The 17747-nt window shown below is 41.0% G+C and carries 19 protein-coding genes; 6 read left to right on the top strand and 13 right to left on the bottom strand.

What is annotated here, in order from left to right; genetic code table 11:
• Nucleotides 1-259: 259 nt before the first annotated feature.
• The 5 genes from GZA11_RS05215 to speE form a co-directional block, all read right to left on the bottom strand.
• Nucleotides 260-439 (bottom strand): H-type small acid-soluble spore protein, encoded by a 180-nt coding sequence (locus GZA11_RS05215; protein WP_038537879.1) that lies wholly within the window; start codon nucleotides 437-439, stop codon nucleotides 260-262.
• Nucleotides 440-722: 283 nt separating this feature from the next.
• On the bottom strand, nucleotides 723-2393 hold the full coding sequence (gene argS, locus GZA11_RS05210; protein ID WP_038537881.1) for an arginine--tRNA ligase: 1671 nt from the start codon (nucleotides 2391-2393) through the stop codon (nucleotides 723-725).
• On the bottom strand, nucleotides 2390-2803 hold the full coding sequence (locus GZA11_RS05205; protein WP_038537884.1) for a DUF1934 domain-containing protein: 414 nt from the start codon (nucleotides 2801-2803) through the stop codon (nucleotides 2390-2392). The genes argS and GZA11_RS05205 overlap by 4 nt, the downstream gene beginning before the upstream one ends.
• 189 nt (nucleotides 2804-2992) lie before the next feature.
• Nucleotides 2993-3865 carry an agmatinase gene (gene speB / locus GZA11_RS05200; protein ID WP_038537887.1) on the bottom strand — a complete coding sequence of 291 codons (873 nt, stop codon included), beginning with the start codon at nucleotides 3863-3865 and terminating at the stop codon, nucleotides 2993-2995.
• Between the two features lie 118 nt (nucleotides 3866-3983).
• Nucleotides 3984-4814, bottom strand: a complete 831-nt coding sequence (gene speE, locus GZA11_RS05195) for a spermidine synthase (RefSeq protein WP_038537890.1) — start codon at nucleotides 4812-4814, stop codon at nucleotides 3984-3986.
• 296 nt (nucleotides 4815-5110) lie between these two features.
• Here speE and GZA11_RS05190 point away from each other — a divergent pair, with 296 nt between their 5' ends.
• The gene (locus tag GZA11_RS05190; protein ID WP_038537892.1) at nucleotides 5111-7171 is read left to right on the top strand and encodes a transglycosylase domain-containing protein; all 2061 of its coding nucleotides are present in this window, start codon (nucleotides 5111-5113) and stop codon (nucleotides 7169-7171) included.
• 170 nt (nucleotides 7172-7341) lie between these two features.
• On the opposite strand, the gene GZA11_RS05185 is transcribed toward GZA11_RS05190, so the two are convergent.
• Both GZA11_RS05185 and GZA11_RS05180 read right to left on the bottom strand, forming a co-directional pair.
• On the bottom strand, nucleotides 7342-7851 hold the full coding sequence (locus tag GZA11_RS05185; protein WP_163183151.1) for a YwhD family protein: 510 nt from the start codon (nucleotides 7849-7851) through the stop codon (nucleotides 7342-7344).
• A 17-nt stretch (nucleotides 7852-7868) separates the two neighbouring features.
• Nucleotides 7869-8519, bottom strand: a complete 651-nt coding sequence (locus GZA11_RS05180; protein ID WP_163183150.1) for a site-2 protease family protein — start codon at nucleotides 8517-8519, stop codon at nucleotides 7869-7871.
• 184 nt (nucleotides 8520-8703) lie between these two features.
• Between GZA11_RS05180 and GZA11_RS05175 the strand changes: the two genes are divergently transcribed.
• The gene (locus GZA11_RS05175; RefSeq protein WP_038537900.1) at nucleotides 8704-8898 is read left to right on the top strand and encodes a 2-hydroxymuconate tautomerase; all 195 of its coding nucleotides are present in this window, start codon (nucleotides 8704-8706) and stop codon (nucleotides 8896-8898) included.
• A gap of 86 nt (nucleotides 8899-8984) precedes the next feature.
• On the opposite strand, the gene GZA11_RS05170 is transcribed toward GZA11_RS05175, so the two are convergent.
• The 3 genes from GZA11_RS05170 to GZA11_RS05160 form a co-directional block, all read right to left on the bottom strand.
• Nucleotides 8985-9500, bottom strand: a complete 516-nt coding sequence (locus tag GZA11_RS05170) for a YwgA family protein (RefSeq protein WP_038537903.1) — start codon at nucleotides 9498-9500, stop codon at nucleotides 8985-8987.
• A gap of 36 nt (nucleotides 9501-9536) precedes the next feature.
• Nucleotides 9537-10832, bottom strand: a complete 1296-nt coding sequence (locus GZA11_RS05165; protein ID WP_163183149.1) for an HD domain-containing protein — start codon at nucleotides 10830-10832, stop codon at nucleotides 9537-9539.
• A 259-nt stretch (nucleotides 10833-11091) separates the two neighbouring features.
• Nucleotides 11092-11313 (bottom strand): DUF1450 domain-containing protein, encoded by a 222-nt coding sequence (locus GZA11_RS05160; RefSeq protein WP_038537908.1) that lies wholly within the window; start codon nucleotides 11311-11313, stop codon nucleotides 11092-11094.
• Nucleotides 11314-11688: 375 nt separating this feature from the next.
• Here GZA11_RS05160 and GZA11_RS05155 point away from each other — a divergent pair, with 375 nt between their 5' ends.
• A complete protein-coding gene (locus tag GZA11_RS05155) occupies nucleotides 11689-12414 on the top strand; it encodes an RsfA family transcriptional regulator (protein WP_163183148.1) in 726 nt (241 codons plus the stop codon).
• A gap of 146 nt (nucleotides 12415-12560) precedes the next feature.
• Here GZA11_RS05155 and GZA11_RS05150 read toward each other — a convergent pair whose 3' ends face one another.
• On the bottom strand, nucleotides 12561-13385 hold the full coding sequence (locus tag GZA11_RS05150) for a lipoate--protein ligase family protein (protein WP_038537913.1): 825 nt from the start codon (nucleotides 13383-13385) through the stop codon (nucleotides 12561-12563).
• Nucleotides 13386-13662: 277 nt separating this feature from the next.
• Nucleotides 13663-14049 carry a hypothetical protein gene (locus GZA11_RS05145; protein ID WP_163183147.1) on the bottom strand — a complete coding sequence of 129 codons (387 nt, stop codon included), beginning with the start codon at nucleotides 14047-14049 and terminating at the stop codon, nucleotides 13663-13665.
• A gap of 423 nt (nucleotides 14050-14472) precedes the next feature.
• On the opposite strand from GZA11_RS05145, the gene GZA11_RS05140 reads away from it, so the two are divergent.
• Complete coding sequence (locus GZA11_RS05140; RefSeq protein ID WP_163183146.1) at nucleotides 14473-14649, top strand: hypothetical protein; 177 nt, start codon at nucleotides 14473-14475, stop codon at nucleotides 14647-14649.
• A gap of 106 nt (nucleotides 14650-14755) precedes the next feature.
• Here GZA11_RS05140 and pta read toward each other — a convergent pair whose 3' ends face one another.
• Entirely contained in the window at nucleotides 14756-15727 is a 972-nt protein-coding gene (gene pta / locus GZA11_RS05135; protein WP_038537920.1) for a phosphate acetyltransferase, read from the bottom strand.
• 268 nt (nucleotides 15728-15995) lie between these two features.
• On the opposite strand from pta, the gene hemQ reads away from it, so the two are divergent.
• Nucleotides 15996-16739 (top strand): hydrogen peroxide-dependent heme synthase, encoded by a 744-nt coding sequence (gene hemQ / locus GZA11_RS05130; protein ID WP_038537922.1) that lies wholly within the window; start codon nucleotides 15996-15998, stop codon nucleotides 16737-16739.
• A gap of 463 nt (nucleotides 16740-17202) precedes the next feature.
• Nucleotides 17203-17703 (top strand): spore coat protein GerQ, encoded by a 501-nt coding sequence (gene gerQ / locus GZA11_RS05125; protein WP_163183145.1) that lies wholly within the window; start codon nucleotides 17203-17205, stop codon nucleotides 17701-17703.
• Nucleotides 17704-17747 lie beyond the last annotated feature (44 nt).

Genomic DNA, 17747 nt, shown 5'->3' with positions numbered 1-17747 from the left:
TTACTCTGTATCACCTTCGGCAGAAAGGGCTTTGTTTTGTCATGCAAACTCACCCAGTGATACCTAGCCTCATATGAAGTTCGTGTTCCTCAGACCGGAAGTTTGCCGCTCGCTTCCTTCAGATTCCGCGTCACCACGGACACCCTTGCGTTAAGCTAACTGCTACTTCTGCCTTCGCAGCTCGGGACTTTCACCCTAAGATTACACCCATGCCGGGCGCACATGAAAAAAGTCTCCGAAACAATTCTCGGAGACTTTTTTACTCTTCAATTAAATTTAAAACAGGCACATCCTGTTCATGTTCTGGGTTCTTCCTCGAATAAATCCGCGCCATTTTCGTCTTTTCATCTACATGCTGGATAATAACCGGTGTACCTTGATAAGTCACGTTAATCATGTCAGCAGATTCAAGAATTTCCTTCGCTCTTCCTACATTCATTTGTTCGGCCCACTCCTCATTGAATATTACCTTATTACTATTTACTTTTTTTTAATTTGTATTCATTTATAGAGCTTTTTATACACTCTAATTCCCATAGAATATTATTGAGGAATAGTACCGGGATCTTAAAAAATAAAAAAAGGGGCTGTCCGGAAAGTGGTATTTCAGCCGAAATCTTTATAAAAGCAAAACCCAAGAATGCTGTTAAATCAATATTCTTGGGTTTTTAATTTGGGTTCATTTTTCTCTTAAATGGACTTTTTAGACAGCCCCTGTTCATTTACATCCGCTCAGGAGCTGAAACCCCAATCAAGGAAAGCGCGTTCTGTAAAGTAATTTGTACGGCCTGCACTAAGGCAAGACGTGCCTTTGTCCGATCCGGAGCCTCGCTATCAAGTACTTTTTCTGCATTATAAAAACTGTGAAACGCAGAAGCCAATTCAAAAATATAATTAGTAATCCGGTGCGGTACCCGTTTCAATGCTGCTTCACCAACAGCTGACGGGAATTCCCCTAGCTTTTTCAATAAATCAATTTCTTTTTCCGAATGGATCATAGAGAAATCGGCACTAGAGTCTACTGTGAATCCTTGCTCCTTACCGGTACGCAAAATACTGCAAATCCTTGCATGGGCATATTGCGCATAGTAAACAGGGTTCTCATTGGACTGAGACACCGCTAAATCCAAATCAAAATCCATATGGGTATCCGAACTACGCATCGCAAAGAAGTAACGTGTCGCATCGAGGCCGACCTCATCAACCAAATCCCGCATCGTTACGGCCTTCCCGGTCCGCTTACTCATCTTCATTTTCTCGCCGTTTTTATATAAATGTACAAGCTGAATGATTTCAACCTCAAGTGCCTCACGGTCATAACCAAGGGCTTCAATGGCCGCTTTCATCCGAGGGATATATCCATGGTGGTCGGCTCCCCAAATATTGATTAACTTTTCAAAACCACGCTCAAGTTTGTCCTTATGGTAAGCAATGTCCGGCGTCAAATAGGTGTAAGAGCCATCCTGCTTAATTAGGACGCGATCCTTGTCATCACCTAGCTCTGTTGACCGAAACCATGTTGCCCCGTCCTGCTCATAAACATAACCTCTCTCACGCAGTGCGGCTAGTGCAGCGTCAATTTTTCCATTTTCGTAAAGGGAAGTTTCAGAATACCACACATCAAAATGGACACGGAAATCCTCCAAATCCTTTTGTAGCTTTTCCATTTCATATTTCAACCCATACTTACGGAAAAATTCGAACCGCTCTTCTTCCGATACATTTACATATTTGTCACCAAATTCTTCAGCGAGTCGCTTTCCAATTTCAACAATATCTGCTCCATGGTAACCATCTGCCGGCATCTCTTTCTCCAAGCCAAGAGCTTGAAAATAACGAGCCTCCACCGATAAAGCCAAATTATTAATCTGGTTTCCGGCATCATTGATATAGTATTCCCGGGAAACATCGTATCCTGCCTTAGCTAAAATATTGCAAAGAGAATCGCCTACCGCAGCACCACGGGCATGCCCCAAATGAAGATCACCAGTCGGGTTAGCGGACACAAATTCCACTTGAATTTTTTGACCGCCACCAACCGTTGTTTCACCATAGCGCTCTCCGGCTTCTAAGATTGTAGGGATCAGATCAGTCAAATAGGAATTATTCATATAGAAATTGATAAACCCGGGCCCTGCTAGCTCAATTTTTTCAATGGATGCCTTAGAACGATCAAAGTTGGCGATCAGCTCCTCCGCAATTACTCGCGGTGCCTTTTTAGCCACACGAGCCAGCTGCATAGCCATATTTGTCGAATAGTCACCATGCGCTTTTTCCTTTGGTGTCTCCAGGATTACGTTCGGAATCTGCTCTTCAGTAGCAAGTCCCGCCTTTAGCACTGCCGCACGTATCTCTTCTTTTATTTTACTTTGGACTTGTTCAACTATATTCATTTTTTGTGCTCCTCCTGAAAACTAATTTCTAACTGGTATGTACCTGCAGGTTCGTCCTGCATTTCAAAATCATAAACAATGTGGAGATGGCCCTGGTTTTTTTCATAAGAAAAATCCAACTCCCTGGCCAAGGTTGTTGTTTGAAACACCCCAAACGGCAACTGGTAACTGCCGTTAAGCTTCCGATTCAGCTGAAAAGGGAGTCGCATTTTAATCGCTCCGCTACGTAAAATCAAGACTTCTTCCTTTGTCAGTTTTACAATTGTCTTTACTGTACCTTCCTCCATCACTTCGTCATATTGGAGGAAGTAGGCATTTTCCTTTCGAAAGAAACGGCCAAATACGAGTAGCTCAAAGGTCTCCTCTCGATCAATTGTTGTTTTCACCTTAATTTTTACAGGAATCTCCATCTTGCACGTCCTTATTTCGATCTAAAATCCATCTAATATTCTCTATCCTTGACATTCACCGTTTTATTATAAACATGGAATGGGCTTAAAATCAAAAAAGCCCGCCCTCAGCCGGACAGGCATATTTTAGGAGGATCGTTCCTTCTGTTTCTAAGCATCACTTTGATAACGGAACCGACCCTCCCACTATTATTTCACCCAGCCTAAAAGCATTTCACGGATTAATTTGCTTGCTGTGTTAACTGTTTGTTCAGATACATCATAGATTGGCGCAACTTCTACTAAATCCGCACCAACTACTTTCACTTCAGAACGGGCAATCTCATGAATAGAAGCAAGAAGTTCACGTGAAGTAATACCACCTGCATCAACAGTACCCGTTCCTGGCGCATGGGCAGGATCTAGGACATCAATGTCAATTGTAACATAAACCGGACGTCCGGCAAGCTTCGGTAAAATTTCCTTTAACGGTTCAAGGACTTCGAACTTTGAAATATGCATGCCGTTTTTCTTTGCCCACTCAAATTCTTCCTTCATTCCGGAACGAATACCGAAAGAATACACGTTTTGCGGCCCAATTAAGTCCGCAATCTTACGGATTGGCGTGGAATGGGACAAAGGCTCGCCTTCATAATGCTCTCTTAAATCTGTATGGGCGTCCATATGAATAATTGCTAAATCTGGATACTTCTTATAGACAGCCTTCATCACAGGCCAAGAAACTAAATGTTCTCCACCCATGCCTAGAGGAAATTTTCCTGCAGCAAGGACTTTATCAACAAAATCCTCAATGATATCAAGGCTCTTTTGCGCATTTCCAAATGGAAGTGGGATATCACCCGCATCAAAGTATTTTACCTCTTCCAATTCACGGTCAAGATATGGGCTGTATTCCTCTAAACCAATAGAAACTTCGCGAATTCGCGCAGGACCAAAGCGTGACCCTGGGCGATAGCTTACCGTCCAATCCATTGGCATTCCATATAAAACAACTTGGCTTTCCTCAAAATTTGGGTGGCTCTTTATAAACACATTCCCTGAATATGCTTCATCAAAACGCATCCAAACTCCTCGCTTTCTATTTCATTTTAAAAAAGGGGCAATGTTGAAACTTCTTTTGCGTGAGCTCAAGAAATCCTTTCCCTTTAAACACATTACCCCTTAAAGGACAGAAACCTCTTTATTTAAGTAAATCTCCAACAAATTTTGGCAATACAAAGCACGCTTTGTGTAATTCTTTTGTGTAATATTTCGTTTCGATTTCGTGGAAACGGTCATCACTAACTTCTAGTGGATCGTATTTCTTAGAACCGATAGTGAATGCCCACATACCACTTGGATAAGTTGGGATATTCGCTACATACAAACGAGTAATTGGGAAGATTTCGCGTACATCACGCTGCACATTGCGAATTAAATCTGCCTTAAACCATGGATTATCAGACTGTGCAACAAAGATTCCATCTTCCTTTAGTGCCTTCGCAATTCCAGCATAAAAACCCTTTGTAAACAGATTTACCGCTGGACCAACCGGCTCTGTTGAGTCAACCATGATTACATCATACTCATTTTCACTTTTGGCAATATGCATGAAACCGTCATCTACACGGACTTCCACACGCGGGTCATCCAATTTACCAGCAATCTCAGGTAAGAACTTCTTCGAATACTCAATTACTTTCCCATCAATATCTACAAGCGTTGCCTTCTTTACGCTTGGGTGCTTCAACACTTCGCGAATTACTCCGCCGTCACCACCACCGACAACGAGAACTTGCTCTGGATTTGGATGAGTAAATAATGGCACGTGAGCTACCATTTCATGATAGACAAACTCATCCTTTACAGACGTCATAACCATGCCATCAAGTAGCAACATGTTTCCCCATTCAGCTGTTTCTACCATTTCTAGCTTTTGGAACTCAGTTTGTTCTGTATGTAAAGTCTTATTTACTTTCATTGTAATACCAAAGTTTTCTGTTTGTTTCTCAGTAAACCATAATCCAGCCATTTTTACATCTTCCTTTCTGATTTTTTTCTAAAAAATAAAACTGCTGAATCAGTCTAATGCTTTTCGTATTTTTTCCAGTATAAATATCGAAAACACTTCAATTTTATACTACCCAAACTATTGAATTACAAACACACGAAAAAGTCTAGTAAAAACTAAAGAAATATTTCAAATTTCATCAATTCATGTTTAAAATCTCTCTACTTTTTCAATACTATTACTATCCAATTTTTTCTAACAGGAAAAAGCGCACGTTCAAATGGTGACCGGGCGCTTTTATGGTGGGGGGAACCAATGTGGAAATCATGACCGACCATGGGTTTCGAAAAACAATAAAAATCTTACGTGCGCTGTTGTTCATTAGTTTAATAGGGATGATTGGAGCACTACTTTTTTTCATCGGCATCCTTACCTATGCTAAAATACTTGGACCACCAACACTAGCGGTTCCGCAGTCGACCTTGATCTTCGCCGATGACGGCACCCTAATTGGGGAAAGCCACAATGGTCAAAAGAGGTACTGGGTGAAATTAGATAACATCTCAAAGGACCTCGTAAATGCGACGATCTCCATTGAAGATAAAAATTTTTACGAGCATAACGGTTTTGATTACAAACGTATCGCAGGGGCGGTTCTCGCGGATATACAAGCGTTTGCCAAGGTACAAGGGGCCAGCACCATCACGCAACAATACGCACGAAATCTATTTCTTAAACACGACAAAACATGGACACGCAAACTCAACGAGGCATTTTACGCCATCCGCCTCGAAATGAATTATTCAAAAAAAGAAATTCTAGAAGGCTACTTAAATACAATCTATTACGGCAACGGCGCCTATGGTATAGAAGCGGCTAGCCAATATTATTTTGGAAAAAAAGCCTCGGAATTAAATCTAGCAGAAGCAAGTCTGCTTGCCGGCATTCCAAAGGGGCCTGGCATTTATGCACCAACAAGCTCCATGGAAAACGCCAAAGCCCGCCAGAAAATCATTTTACAGAGCATGGTCAATGATGGTTATATTTCCAAAAATCAGGCAGAGACTGCCGCAGCACAGCCGCTTACAATTGTAGGTAAACATACGACACCAAAAGTGAAAATTGCACCCTATTTTCAGGATGCAGTAAAAAACGCCCTTAAAAATCAACTGAATTTAGATGATCGAACCATTGCGCTAGGTGGCTTAAAAGTCTACACAACACTTGATCTTAAGCAGCAAAAAAAGGCCGAGGAGCAAATTGCTCAAGTGATGAATGAATCATCAGAAATTCAGGTTGGCTTAGTCGCCATGGATCCGACAAACGGCCATGTCAAAGCGATGGTTGGTGGCAGAGATTATGAGAAAAGCCCATTTAACCGTGCTGTTCAAGCCATCCGCCAGCCAGGCTCTACGATTAAACCGATTCTTTATTATGCTGCCCTGGAACATGGATTCACACCCTCCTCAACGATGAGAAGTGAATATACAACGTTTCATTTCGATGGCGGCCGGGCTGATTACACGCCACATAATTTTAATAACAAGTATGCTAACGACGAAATTACTCTCGCCCAGGCACTCGCGGTTTCTGATAATATTTTTGCCGTAAAAACACATCTTTTTCTGGGAGAAGGAACATTGATTGAAACGGCAAAGAAATTTGGCCTGTCAACGAAAATGAAGGATGTCCCATCACTAGCTCTAGGTACTTCTGGAGTTCGGGTTATTGAAATGGCAAACGCCTACAGCATGTTTGCTAATGGTGGCAACAAGGTTTATCCGACATTAATTACAAGGGTCGAAGATCAAAACGGCAATATTATCTATGAAAAAGAAAAAACACATGAAAAAGTACTGGATGAAGCGAAAGCATTTGTCATGACGCATATGATGACCGGTGTGTTCGACCCAAAGCTAAATGGTTATACCAGAGTGACAGGAAGCACCATTATCAAAGACTTAACCCGTCCATATGCTGGCAAATCCGGTTCCACTGAAACAGACAGCTGGATGATCGGTTTTGCCCCACAGCTCGTTACCGCTGTTTGGGTAGGGTACGATGTCAGTAAGCCGATTGAGATACCGGAAGAAAAGTCCTATGCCAAAAAAATTTGGGCTAAGTTCATGGAGGCAGCGCTTGACGGCAAATCCGTACGAGCCTTTAAACCTCCTAAAGAAGGCGTGGTCGGCCTTTATGTTAATCCGGCCAACGGCAAACTAGCGACAAAAGATTGTCCAATCCGTCGCTTAACTTATTACGTCGAAGGAACAGAACCGACCGAATACTGTACTGAACATATTGGTCATAAGAATAAAAAGAATGAAGGTAAAGAAAAGAAAATCCCATGGTATAAACGGATTATGCCATGGAGCTAAACAGTTCTCGAAATGGACAATCTACTTTCTTATCTTACGAAAAAAGCTCCGGGCTGCCCCGGAGCTTTTTTCTGTCCTAGTCTTACAGTGTGCTCACACTGATTTTATACTACCTATTTTTTAAGAAAACTACAAGAGATTCAAACTTTTTATTTTTGCAAAAAAATGAATTAGACATCAAGCAGACTTTTTTTCAGTTCATCAGAGGAGTTAATCCATAATTCTTCATTGTGGTTACGAAGGAATTCTCCAAGCACCCGCTTTGATTTTTCATCCATATGATCCACGATAATATGGCGCTTCAACGACTTATCCATACGGTTCACATGCTCAGGCAGTGACTTATAGCCTCGGCGGATTTCACGATCGACAGTCATGTAACAGGCTGTCACCCCGGCATAATAAGGTCCTTCCTCGTTGCGATCAATCGTCACCCAAACGAGCCAATAAGGCTTCCCGTTTGGAACCTCATCCTGATTTGGCAAAAATTTAATGCCCTTTTCGACAGCACTACGGGCATGCATTGCACCAATGTCAATTTCCGCTTCCCCTGCCTCGATATCAATAATGACCGGTGATACATTATCAAGGCTCAAAACCCCTTTACCAAAGCCCTTGTGTCCATCCAAGGGATCATTTTTGATAATATTAAAACTCATCTTTTTCTTTTTTTCTTCCATAGATGTTCGAAACCTCCTTATAAAAACAAACCATAAAAAAAGTTGCTTAATCCTCCTAAAACCCAAGGAACCACTTTATTAAAGATTGGATGAATCGTGTACTGATCCAGAGGTGTGATTACTAAGATTAAAAAAATGAGGATTCCATACTGTTCATATTGTGTCATTTTTGCCCTTATCTCATTGGGCGCAAGGTCCTCAACAATTCGATACCCATCAAGTGGTGGAAATGGGAGAAGATTAAAGATAAACAACACCACATTTAGACTGATAAATATCTCCAAAAAGGTAAAGAAATTTTCTGATGCTGGGATATCGAACCGATAAATGGATGCGGCGATGATAAAACCTATGCTTGCCAATAACAGATTACTTAGGGGTCCGGCTGCAGAAACAAGAATACCGGCTAGCCGAGGCTTTTTAAAGAAAAACCGGTTTACCGGCACTGGACGTGCCCAGCCAAACCCGGCAATAAAAATAAAAATCGTTCCAATCGGGTCAAGATGCTGAATTGGATTTAATGTCAATCGGCCTTGTTTTGCCGCCGTATGGTCACCAAATTTATATGCAACATAGGCATGTGCGAATTCGTGAAGCGTAAAGGCAAACACAAGCGTGATTGCGACATAGGGAATCAGTTCTAATGGGTAGGCCAAAAATCGGTCCAAAGGCGTTTCTCCTCCTTTATTCGCGGATCGCGTCTTATCTCTATATTACCATTTAGTATAACTGAAACCGGTTTGAAAAAGAAAATCTTACGTGCTTCGGCTTCTTGCAGATTTTTGCAAATTGTGGAACACTATTAACCGAAAAGGACAGGCAAGCCTGATAAAAAGGTAGGAGGAAGATTAGATGCCATATGTAACAGTAAAAATGCTTGAGGGACGCACTGAGGAACAGAAAAGGGAACTCGTTAAAAAAGTAACCGACGCTGTCAGTGAAACGACCGGCGCCCCAAAAGAAAACATTGTTGTTTTCATTGAAGAAATGACTAAAAACCATTACGCTGTAGGCGGCGTGCGATTAAGCGACAAATCACCTGGATGATATAGCCATCACCTCTATGATTCATTTTCGAACTGAATACAACAACGCCCGGACTTCCTAAAATAAGGTGTCCGGGCATTTTTAAGTTATGCCACTGGTTGTCCCATTTTTCCTTTCAACATTTCAATGTATGCATAAGCTTCATCAATCTCGGTTTCGGTATAGCGCTGGCTGCTTTTTAGTGTAAATACCTTGGAAGCAACCTCATCTTTTGGTAGATTATCAAAATATAAAACCGTCGATACAAGTTCAAGAAATCTAGCATTCTGGCCGTTCATATCGTTAAAACATTCCTTTAAAAACGGCATGTCCACCTCATTTAAACTCAAAAACTCTTTGCCCGAATCGGTTAGCGTGTAACGGTATTGGTAATAACCGCCTTTTTTCTCCTTCACTTCATTGAGAAACCCCATATTGCAAAGCTCTTCTACTCTTGTTGTCAATTCTTCTGAATAAGGGCCGTAAAAATGAAATTGAAAACGTTCTTGGAAAGGGAAATCCATTTTTTTTGCAATATATATCATCTTTTGAAGCTTTTTTCTCCCGATAATTTCACCGGAAACCATAATTGCCTGCATTAGCTTGGCATGATCTTTCAGCAATGTTCGCTCATCTCCTACTCCACATTTAAACAATCTCTAATCCAAAAGGGCACGTATTTGTTTTTTAACCGCTGAATGATTTGATTCATCTTCGAGAAAATCAGCAGGATAATAGAGTTTATGGTCCGTTCTTCGTTTTCCGGAAATCGAATCGACAATTTCAGATTCCCGTGAAAGCTCCCGCAATTCTCCATTTTTCATTAACAAATGAATCGGTAGTCGCTCTTCTTCTTCTCCTGGACGATAGAAATCATATGGTAAATCCGAAGAGGAATCGACGACCAAATAATAGTCTGGATCGATGCCTGCTTTTACAAAAAGTGCCGTTAATTCTGCCAACTTTTTGTATTCCTTAGCCGGGTCAAACTCCGCATACTTAAATAGATTACGATTAACAAATCGGCGACATAGATCACTTAAGATAGGATCTTCTTCTTCTTGCCAGATTTGAAAATAATACATAATCACGGCTTCATCTAATTTTAAGTAGTCTTCTAATGTAACAATTTCATGGAAAATGGATATAAAGTGAATGGGCTCATATTTAAAAGTGTAGTTTTTCTTAAACAATTCTTTTGCACGGTGGAGGATTTTCGTTAAAATAACCTCCGCACTTCGGGATACAGGGTGAAAATAAACTTGCCAGTACATTTGGTAACGACTCATGATATAGTCTTCGACTGCATGCATGCCACTTTTTTTTATGACGACTTGATCTTCCCGTGGGCGCATCACACGCAAAATTCGTTCCATATCAAATTGGCCGTAGCTCACTCCTGTAAAATAAGCGTCACGCTGCAGGTAATCCATACGGTCGGCGTCAATTTGACTGGAAATCATACTGACAATCAGCTTTTTCTCAGAGGTTTTTCCAATGACTTCTGCCACTTTCTGAGGAAAGTCAAGGCTTACTCTGGTGAGGACTTGATTGACTTCGGTATCTCCTAAAATAATTGCTCGAGTGAATTCTTCATGGTCAAAATCAAATACTTTTTCAAAGGCGTGAGAAAATGGCCCGTGTCCAAGATCATGGAGTAGAGCTGCACATAAAGTAAGAAGGCGGTCTTCATCGTTCCATGCTGGCCTACCGGCAAACACATCATCAATCATTCTACGGACAATTTCATATACACCAAGAGAATGATTAAAACGGCTATGCTCAGCCCCGTGGAATGTCAAAAAGGTCGTACCTAGCTGCTTAATCCTCCGCAGGCGCTGAAACTCCTTCGTCCCAATTAAATCCCAAATCACCCGATCACGTACATGGACATACCGATGCACTGGATCCTTGAACACTTTCTCCTCACTTAACTTCTCCGCCGAATACACCATAAAGTTCCCTCTTCCTCAACTTCCACATAATACTTGATTCTATTATATCCCCATATCAAAGGTAAATCATCCAAATTTCAACAATTTTCTTTGGTAATCGTATTAAACACCGTACATGGACAAATACTGTGATTTGTCCATGTACGATGGACTCAGCTACCATTATTTTATATTAGATATCTAACACCTTTACCAAAAAAAAGGATTACACTCATCACATTCAAATAAAAAATCACCTTGTCACTTCGTTCAAAGGTGATTATTTTAGCTTTTTATTAATTTTCTCTATTAATTCGTCTTCAGTTAAGGCCGCAAGCGGTCGATTGTTTACGAAAGCAAAGGTTTTCTTTCGTCCAGGTCCACAATAAGACTGGCAGCCTATTTTGATTTCGGCATCTGGATCAATTTCCTTTAAACGGGGAATTAACGTTTTTAAGTTTACGGCCTGACAATCATCGCATACGCGAAATTCATTAGCCATTTTCTACATCCCTTTCTAACATCTCTATAATTCATAGTCTAACCAACGTGTATATATAATTTTCACCAAACAATCATAATATCTGATCGGCAAAAATGAAAAACATCCAGCCTTAACTCCTACCGTATTGTACATGTTCTCCGACCACAATGCAAGCTGCAAACATGTATTCAAATTAGGTTGTCTCCACCATTTACCACCCCTGAGGTTATTTACCTTATTAGTTTATAGTTAGCTATTAGCAAAAAAATCTATTATCCTTTTAACCATTTTGGTATAAACCCTAGAAAACTTGTCCATCATAAGACTAGAACTTATATACATTCGTCGGATTTTTGCTGACGGTAGAATAAATCCAATAGGGAGTTGAAAGAGATGAAAGTTCGTCAAGATGCATGGACTGAAGAGAATGATCTTCTGTTGGCCGAAACGGTTCTTCGACATGTACGAGAAGGTAGCACACAGCTGAACGCGTTTGAAGAAGTAGGGGACAAGCTAAACCGAACCTCCGCAGCCTGTGGCTTCCGATGGAATGCTGTTGTCCGTCACCGCTATGAAAAAGCCCTACAATTAGCTAAAAAACAACGCAAACAAAGACAGAGAATTCTAGGAAAAGATCAAGGTGGCAAGAAAAAATTACTATACAATCCGCCAGTTCCTAAGGTAGAGGATTTGCAAGATATCCCACTAACAGCAGATTTGTCAGTTGATACAACTGTCAATAAGCCAGATATGACCGTAGAATTAGCCACTGAAACCTTTACTCAGCCAACAGCATCACAGGTACCAACTGAAATGACGATCGATACTGTTATTGCCTTTTTGGAAAACTTTAAACATTCCAATCTGCAAAATATCGCTTTAAAAAGTGAGAATGAAAGATTGAAAAAAGAAATTGCTGATTTGAGAAAACAAAACGAAGAAATGAGCATGAAGATTAAGGAACTTGAGGAAAACAAGGAAACAATGCAAGAAGATTACGAGACCTTAATGAAGATCATGAACCGAGCTCGCAAGCTTGTATTATTTGAAGAAGAAGAAAGACCCGCTACGAAATTCAAAATGGATCGTAACGGAAACTTAGAAAAACTAGCGGAATAAAGTATAAGAAAATCATATAGGCGAATTCATGTTGACTGATCATGGGTGCTTATCACTTGGGCGCTCAAACTAGATATTTATTGAAGTGAAATATGAAAAAGCCGTAAACCTACCATAGAGGATTACGGCTTTTTTGCTCTTTTTACTCACAAAAATTTTCCATTCCGCTCTACAATTCTTTGATAGTAACCCGGGAAAAGATCCATTTCAAATTCATTTAACGAACCGCCATATAATCTTCCACTATTTTGCTTCAATTCCTGTAACAGCCTTAGCATAATATCCCCTATAGTAAAATCAGTTTCTAATAACTCTGATAAAGACGCCATAACCTCAGGAACAATAGATGGATAAACAAATTTCGTCGTTACTTCCTTTTTAGCAATCCGATAAAATTCTCGAATCAGTTCAGCGCGCTTTGATCCGCTACCATTCACACACAAATAAATTTGTACCGCTACTCCTTTTTTCAAACGTCGTTGGGAAATACCAGCGAACTTTTTCCCGCCTATACTGAGGTCGTAACTTCCAGGACAATAAGAACCAACAATTTCTCTCGCCTCAATCTCGTGAGGGAAATCAGCAAACATACGACGAATTAATGTCCACATCGTATCATATCCACGATTAATATCTATTCCTTTTTCTGCCTCTGGAAAAATTAATGATATATTAAGGACTCCCTCATCCAGAACGACCGCAAGGCCTCCAGAGTTCCTTACAATAGCCTGATAACCCATCTCTTTCAAAAATTGAACGCCTTCCTGTAAAAATGGCAGTTTCGTATCTTGGATTCCTAAAACAATCGTATTGTGATGAATCCAGGTGCGTGCAGTAGCCGGCGCCTTACCTGCTCCGATAGAGGCACACAGCGTATCATCGGTGGCAAAAGATTGCAGCGCATGAAAATGCGACCCTAGCGCTGACTGGTCAATGATTCGCCATTCAGGCTGGCTTAATAAACCTTTCATGTTCGTAACTCCTTGAATGTTTGATGGGGATATTTTATCAAAATAACTGTCAAAAAAGAAGGTTATAAAGAAAAGCGTAAGCGACCTGCTCAACGGCGTATGACCTCCTCCCAAAAGCTATCGCTTTCGGTCGTGCGATGATTTTGCTGCCGGAGCCTTCCTTGTGGTGACTCTCCAACTGAGATATAGGAAACACGAAGAGCCAGAGGCGAGGCGATTCGATGTTGACTTATCGTAGGGCGGAGAGTGAAGGCGTCTTACCGCTAGGGCGCTGGAGCTAGACAATTCTCGAAGTCAAAATGTATTTTCTTATCTTCTCAGAAAAGCGTAAGCACCCTGCCCAGCGGCGTATGACCTCCTCCCAAAAGCTATCGCTTTCAGTCGTGCGATGATTTTGCTGCCGGAGCCTTCCTTGTGGAAGCGTAAGAGAGATACCGACAATATTGTCATTGTCGATATAATCAAGCCCTGTGTTCTCTGTGTCTACCGCAATAATGTCCTCTTTATCAAGCAACTCTAGCAGTTTGACAAATGATGGGTAATCGTTAATCAGGTTATAGTTTTTAGGGCAGTTCTCAATCATCTTCTTAATGGTTGCCTCACGTCTCTGCTGAACAAGGACATTGTAAAGCCGCAGAGCGTGTGCCTTCGTGAATTTCTTCATGTCAGTGACACTGACACCCAACTCACCCTGTTCAATAGCCTCCCTAACAGCGTCAAGTTTCCGTCTATCAGCGTCACTGATCTTTGTCTGATAGATACCGTCTTTACGTTTTCCTGTATGGGTTACATAGCCTGTGTACCAAATTTCTTCATGAGTAGGTTGATAGTCTTTCTATGCCTTTTTCTTTTTAGCCTCTTTCACTCGTTTTGAGACTTTAACTTGTCTGCTTTCATCAAGGGACAAGTTCAAATTTAGTTCCATCAAAAAGCACCTCCACCTACTCACTTGCAAAAAACAAACAAAAAAGGACATACCATTACTTTTGAAGGTATATCCTGCTATAACTATAAGTATGATTCTGAAGATTTAGGTAATAAGTCTCAAGTAACAATTAAACCAATAGTTTACAAGGGGTGTAGTAACATGAGTAACAACATTGTTATTAAAGTTGTTTTACCTGCTTCATTAGGATTTTTAGCATTAGACTACCTATTCGGAGACCTTCAAGGGAATATACTCATAAGATTCGCTAACTACCTAGTCATAACCCACCTCATGATGTACGGTATCTTTAGAAGAAATATTAAAAAACAGGGGTGAGATCATGAAAAAGTTTGCGAATGTCGCCATATCATCAAGTGAAAATTTACTTTCAGACCATAAAAAAAGAGCTGGCCAAATAATCAGGCCAACCCTTCATCATATCCTATAATGCCTGCGCTGCTGTAATTAATGCAAGCTTGTAAACATCTTCTTCATTACATCCGCGAGAAAGGTCGTTTACCGGACGGTTCAAACCTTGTAAAATCGGGCCGACTGCCTCGAAACCACCTAAACGTTGAGCAATTTTGTAGCCAATGTTACCTGCTTCAAGGCTAGGGAAAATGAAGACATTTGCATCCCCCTGAATCGGTGAACCTGGCGCTTTGCTTTTTGCCACTGAAGGAACAAACGCAGCATCAAATTGGAATTCACCATCCAATACTAATGAAGGCTCACGACGCTTCGCTTCTTCCACAGCAGCCACAACTCGTTCTGTTTCCTCTGACTTCGCAGAACCCTTCGTTGAGAACGAAAGCATAGCCACGCGTGGCTCGATATCAAACATCTCTGCTGTTTTCGCACTTTCTATCGCAATTTCTGCTAAATCCATACTGTCCGGCGCAATATTGATCGCACAATCAGCAAACACATACTTTTCGTCGCCGCGAACCATAATGAACACACCAGAGGTCTTCTTTACGCCTTCCTTCGTCTTAATAATTTGCAGAGCCGGGCGAACCGTATCTGCTGTAGAGTGAGTTGCACCACTTACTAAACCGTCTGCTTTATTTAAATACACTAGCATTGTGCCAAAATAGTTGACATCCAATAAAATCTTCCGTGCCTGCTCTTCAGTTGCTTTTCCTTTCCGACGCTCAACAAAAGCAGCCACAAGTTCGTCCATTCCTTCATAGCTTGCAGGATCAAAAATTTGTGCACCTTCCAGAGAAACCCCAAGCTCTTGTGCCTTTGCCTGAACTTGATCAGCAGCCCCAATTAAAAGTGGAGTCACTAAATTTTCCTCTCCCAAACGGCTGGCAGCTTTTAAAATCCGTTCATCCAAAGCTTCTGGGAATACAATTCTCAATCCGCGACCAGATACTTTTTTCTTTAAACCTTCAAATAAATCACTCAAAGCCCAAACCTCCCATTAACTATTCCATTACTAGCATACTTTACCACCCTGAAAATTCAAGATAAGCTCATCACTGATAGCGTTTTCATAAAAAAGTTCTTTTTTTCAAAAAATTATATTTACCCATTTACTATTTGCTATTTTTTATAAAAATATTCTCTACCTAATAACCGTTTTTCCCCGTAAGGGTTTTTTTGGACATCGATTGGGGAAACTATGATATAGTAGATATGGTTATTGAACTATGATTATTTAGGAGTGATTATTAATGAGCGAAGCAGCACAAACGCTTGATGGCTGGTATTGCTTACATGATTTCCGCACGGTTGATTGGACCACCTGGAAGATGCTTTCAAGTGATGAGCGCCAAACTGCCATTCACGAATTTTTAAGTTTAATTGAAAAATGGAATGCCACTCAAGATAAAAAAGAAGGCAGCCATGCATTATATACAATTGTTGGGCAAAAAGCAGATTTTATGATGATGATTCTTCGCCCAACAATGGAAGAATTAAACGAAATTGAAACCGAATTCAACAAAACAAAATTTGCTGAATTTCTCATTCCAGCGCATTCCTATGTATCAGTGGTAGAGTTAAGTAATTACTTGCCTGCTGGGGAAGATCCTTACCAAAATCCGCAAATTTTGGCACGCCTTTATCCAATCCTTCCGAAAGCCAAACATGTTTGCTTCTATCCAATGGATAAACGCCGCCAAGGTAATGATAACTGGTACATGCTACCGATGGAAGAACGACGAAACTTGATGCGTTCTCACGGTATGATTGGCCGCAAATATGCAGGCAAAGTGAAACAAATTATTACTGGCTCTGTCGGTTTTGATGATTACGAGTGGGGTGTAACCCTGTTCTCAGATGATGTTCTTCAGTTTAAAAAGCTTGTTTATGAAATGCGATTTGACGAAGTAAGTGCCCGATACGGCGAGTTCGGCTCCTTCTTTGTTGGCAATATTTTAGAGGAAGAAAACATTTCAACATTCCTTCATGTATAACTAAATAAAAGCCCCCAGCGAACACATTGATCTGCACTCTTTAAAGTAAAACTTCCTTAATGGACAACACTTTTTTAAGTATGGCAGATCAACAAAAAGCCGGGGGCTATTTTTTATGAGATGAGAAGGGCGCACACCGCCGACCAGAGTGCTTACGCTTTTCCAGTGAGATAAAAAAATGTGTTCTCGACTTCGAGAATTGTCTAGCTCCAGCGCCCTAGCGGCAAGACGCCTTCACTCTCCGCCCTACGATAAGTCAAAAATCGAAACGCTTTCGCTCTTCGTGTTTCCTTTATCCTCCAAGGCATACGCCGCTGACCAGGGTGCTTACGCTTTTCTTTCTTAAAGTCATATATTCGGACTTTCCCTCATATTAATTAAACAGTGAGTATATGAACCCAGTTGAGTTTCTTGAAGTAAATATAGACTGTTAGGCCATGATTTATTTTTAGGAGGGAATAAAATGAACCAATTTTACAATCCTCAAGGTTTTCAACCATATTCTGGAACGACTGGTACTGGAGGAATGGCAGGGGGCGCAACTCCTGGAGGACAGGGATTTAACGGAGGAATGCCAGGCACCCAATCTGGTGGATTTCCTGTTCAGCCAGGGTTCCCGCAATATCCGCCAGCGGGGGCAGGAACCGGTACACAGCCAGGCAGCCAAGTTCCGGGCATGCTTCCAATCGAGCAATCCTACATTGAAAACATTTTGCGGTTAAACAAAGGCAAGTTAGTCACTGTATTTGCCACTTTTGAGGGCAATAACCAATGGAATGCCAAAGAATTTAAAGGAATTATTGAGGCGGCAGGAAGGGACCATGTCATCTTAAGTGATCCACAATCCGGCACACGTTACTTAATTCCTATGATTGCCGTTGACTACATTACTTTTTCGGAAGAAATTGAATATGAATATCCATTTGGGGCGGGAGCATCATTAAGTACGTTCCCTCCAAGATAATAGAAAAAAGCATTGAGATTATTTGATAAACTCCCTTTAAGATA

Source organism: Neobacillus sedimentimangrovi (genome assembly GCF_010614825.1).
Taxonomy (GTDB): domain Bacteria; phylum Bacillota; class Bacilli; order Bacillales; family Cytobacillaceae; genus Neobacillus; species Neobacillus thermocopriae.
Note: the sequence above shows the minus strand (reverse complement) of the source record. Positions and strands in the feature narration are given on the sequence as shown.

Excerpts from the sequence above, each read along its gene's own strand:
- GZA11_RS05215 (WP_038537879.1), bottom strand. The coding sequence starts at position 439 with ATGAATGTAGGAAGAGCGAAGGAAATTCTTGAATCTGCTGACATGATT.
- argS (WP_038537881.1), bottom strand. The coding sequence starts at position 2,393 with ATGAATATAGTTGAACAAGTCCAAAGTAAAATAAAAGAAGAGATACGT.
- GZA11_RS05205 (WP_038537884.1), bottom strand. The coding sequence starts at position 2,803 with ATGGAGATTCCTGTAAAAATTAAGGTGAAAACAACAATTGATCGAGAG.
- speB (WP_038537887.1), bottom strand. The coding sequence starts at position 3,865 with ATGCGTTTTGATGAAGCATATTCAGGGAATGTGTTTATAAAGAGCCAC.
- speE (WP_038537890.1), bottom strand. The coding sequence starts at position 4,814 with ATGGCTGGATTATGGTTTACTGAGAAACAAACAGAAAACTTTGGTATT.
- GZA11_RS05185 (WP_163183151.1), bottom strand. The coding sequence starts at position 7,851 with ATGGAAGAAAAAAAGAAAAAGATGAGTTTTAATATTATCAAAAATGAT.
- GZA11_RS05175 (WP_038537900.1), top strand. The coding sequence starts at position 8,704 with ATGCCATATGTAACAGTAAAAATGCTTGAGGGACGCACTGAGGAACAG.
- GZA11_RS05165 (WP_163183149.1), bottom strand. The coding sequence starts at position 10,832 with ATGGTGTATTCGGCGGAGAAGTTAAGTGAGGAGAAAGTGTTCAAGGAT.
- GZA11_RS05160 (WP_038537908.1), bottom strand. The coding sequence starts at position 11,313 with ATGGCTAATGAATTTCGCGTATGCGATGATTGTCAGGCCGTAAACTTA.
- GZA11_RS05155 (WP_163183148.1), top strand. The coding sequence starts at position 11,689 with ATGAAAGTTCGTCAAGATGCATGGACTGAAGAGAATGATCTTCTGTTG.
- GZA11_RS05150 (WP_038537913.1), bottom strand. The coding sequence starts at position 13,385 with ATGAAAGGTTTATTAAGCCAGCCTGAATGGCGAATCATTGACCAGTCA.
- GZA11_RS05145 (WP_163183147.1), bottom strand. The coding sequence starts at position 14,049 with ATGAAGAAATTCACGAAGGCACACGCTCTGCGGCTTTACAATGTCCTT.
- GZA11_RS05140 (WP_163183146.1), top strand. The coding sequence starts at position 14,473 with ATGAGTAACAACATTGTTATTAAAGTTGTTTTACCTGCTTCATTAGGA.
- hemQ (WP_038537922.1), top strand. The coding sequence starts at position 15,996 with ATGAGCGAAGCAGCACAAACGCTTGATGGCTGGTATTGCTTACATGAT.
- gerQ (WP_163183145.1), top strand. The coding sequence starts at position 17,203 with ATGAACCAATTTTACAATCCTCAAGGTTTTCAACCATATTCTGGAACG.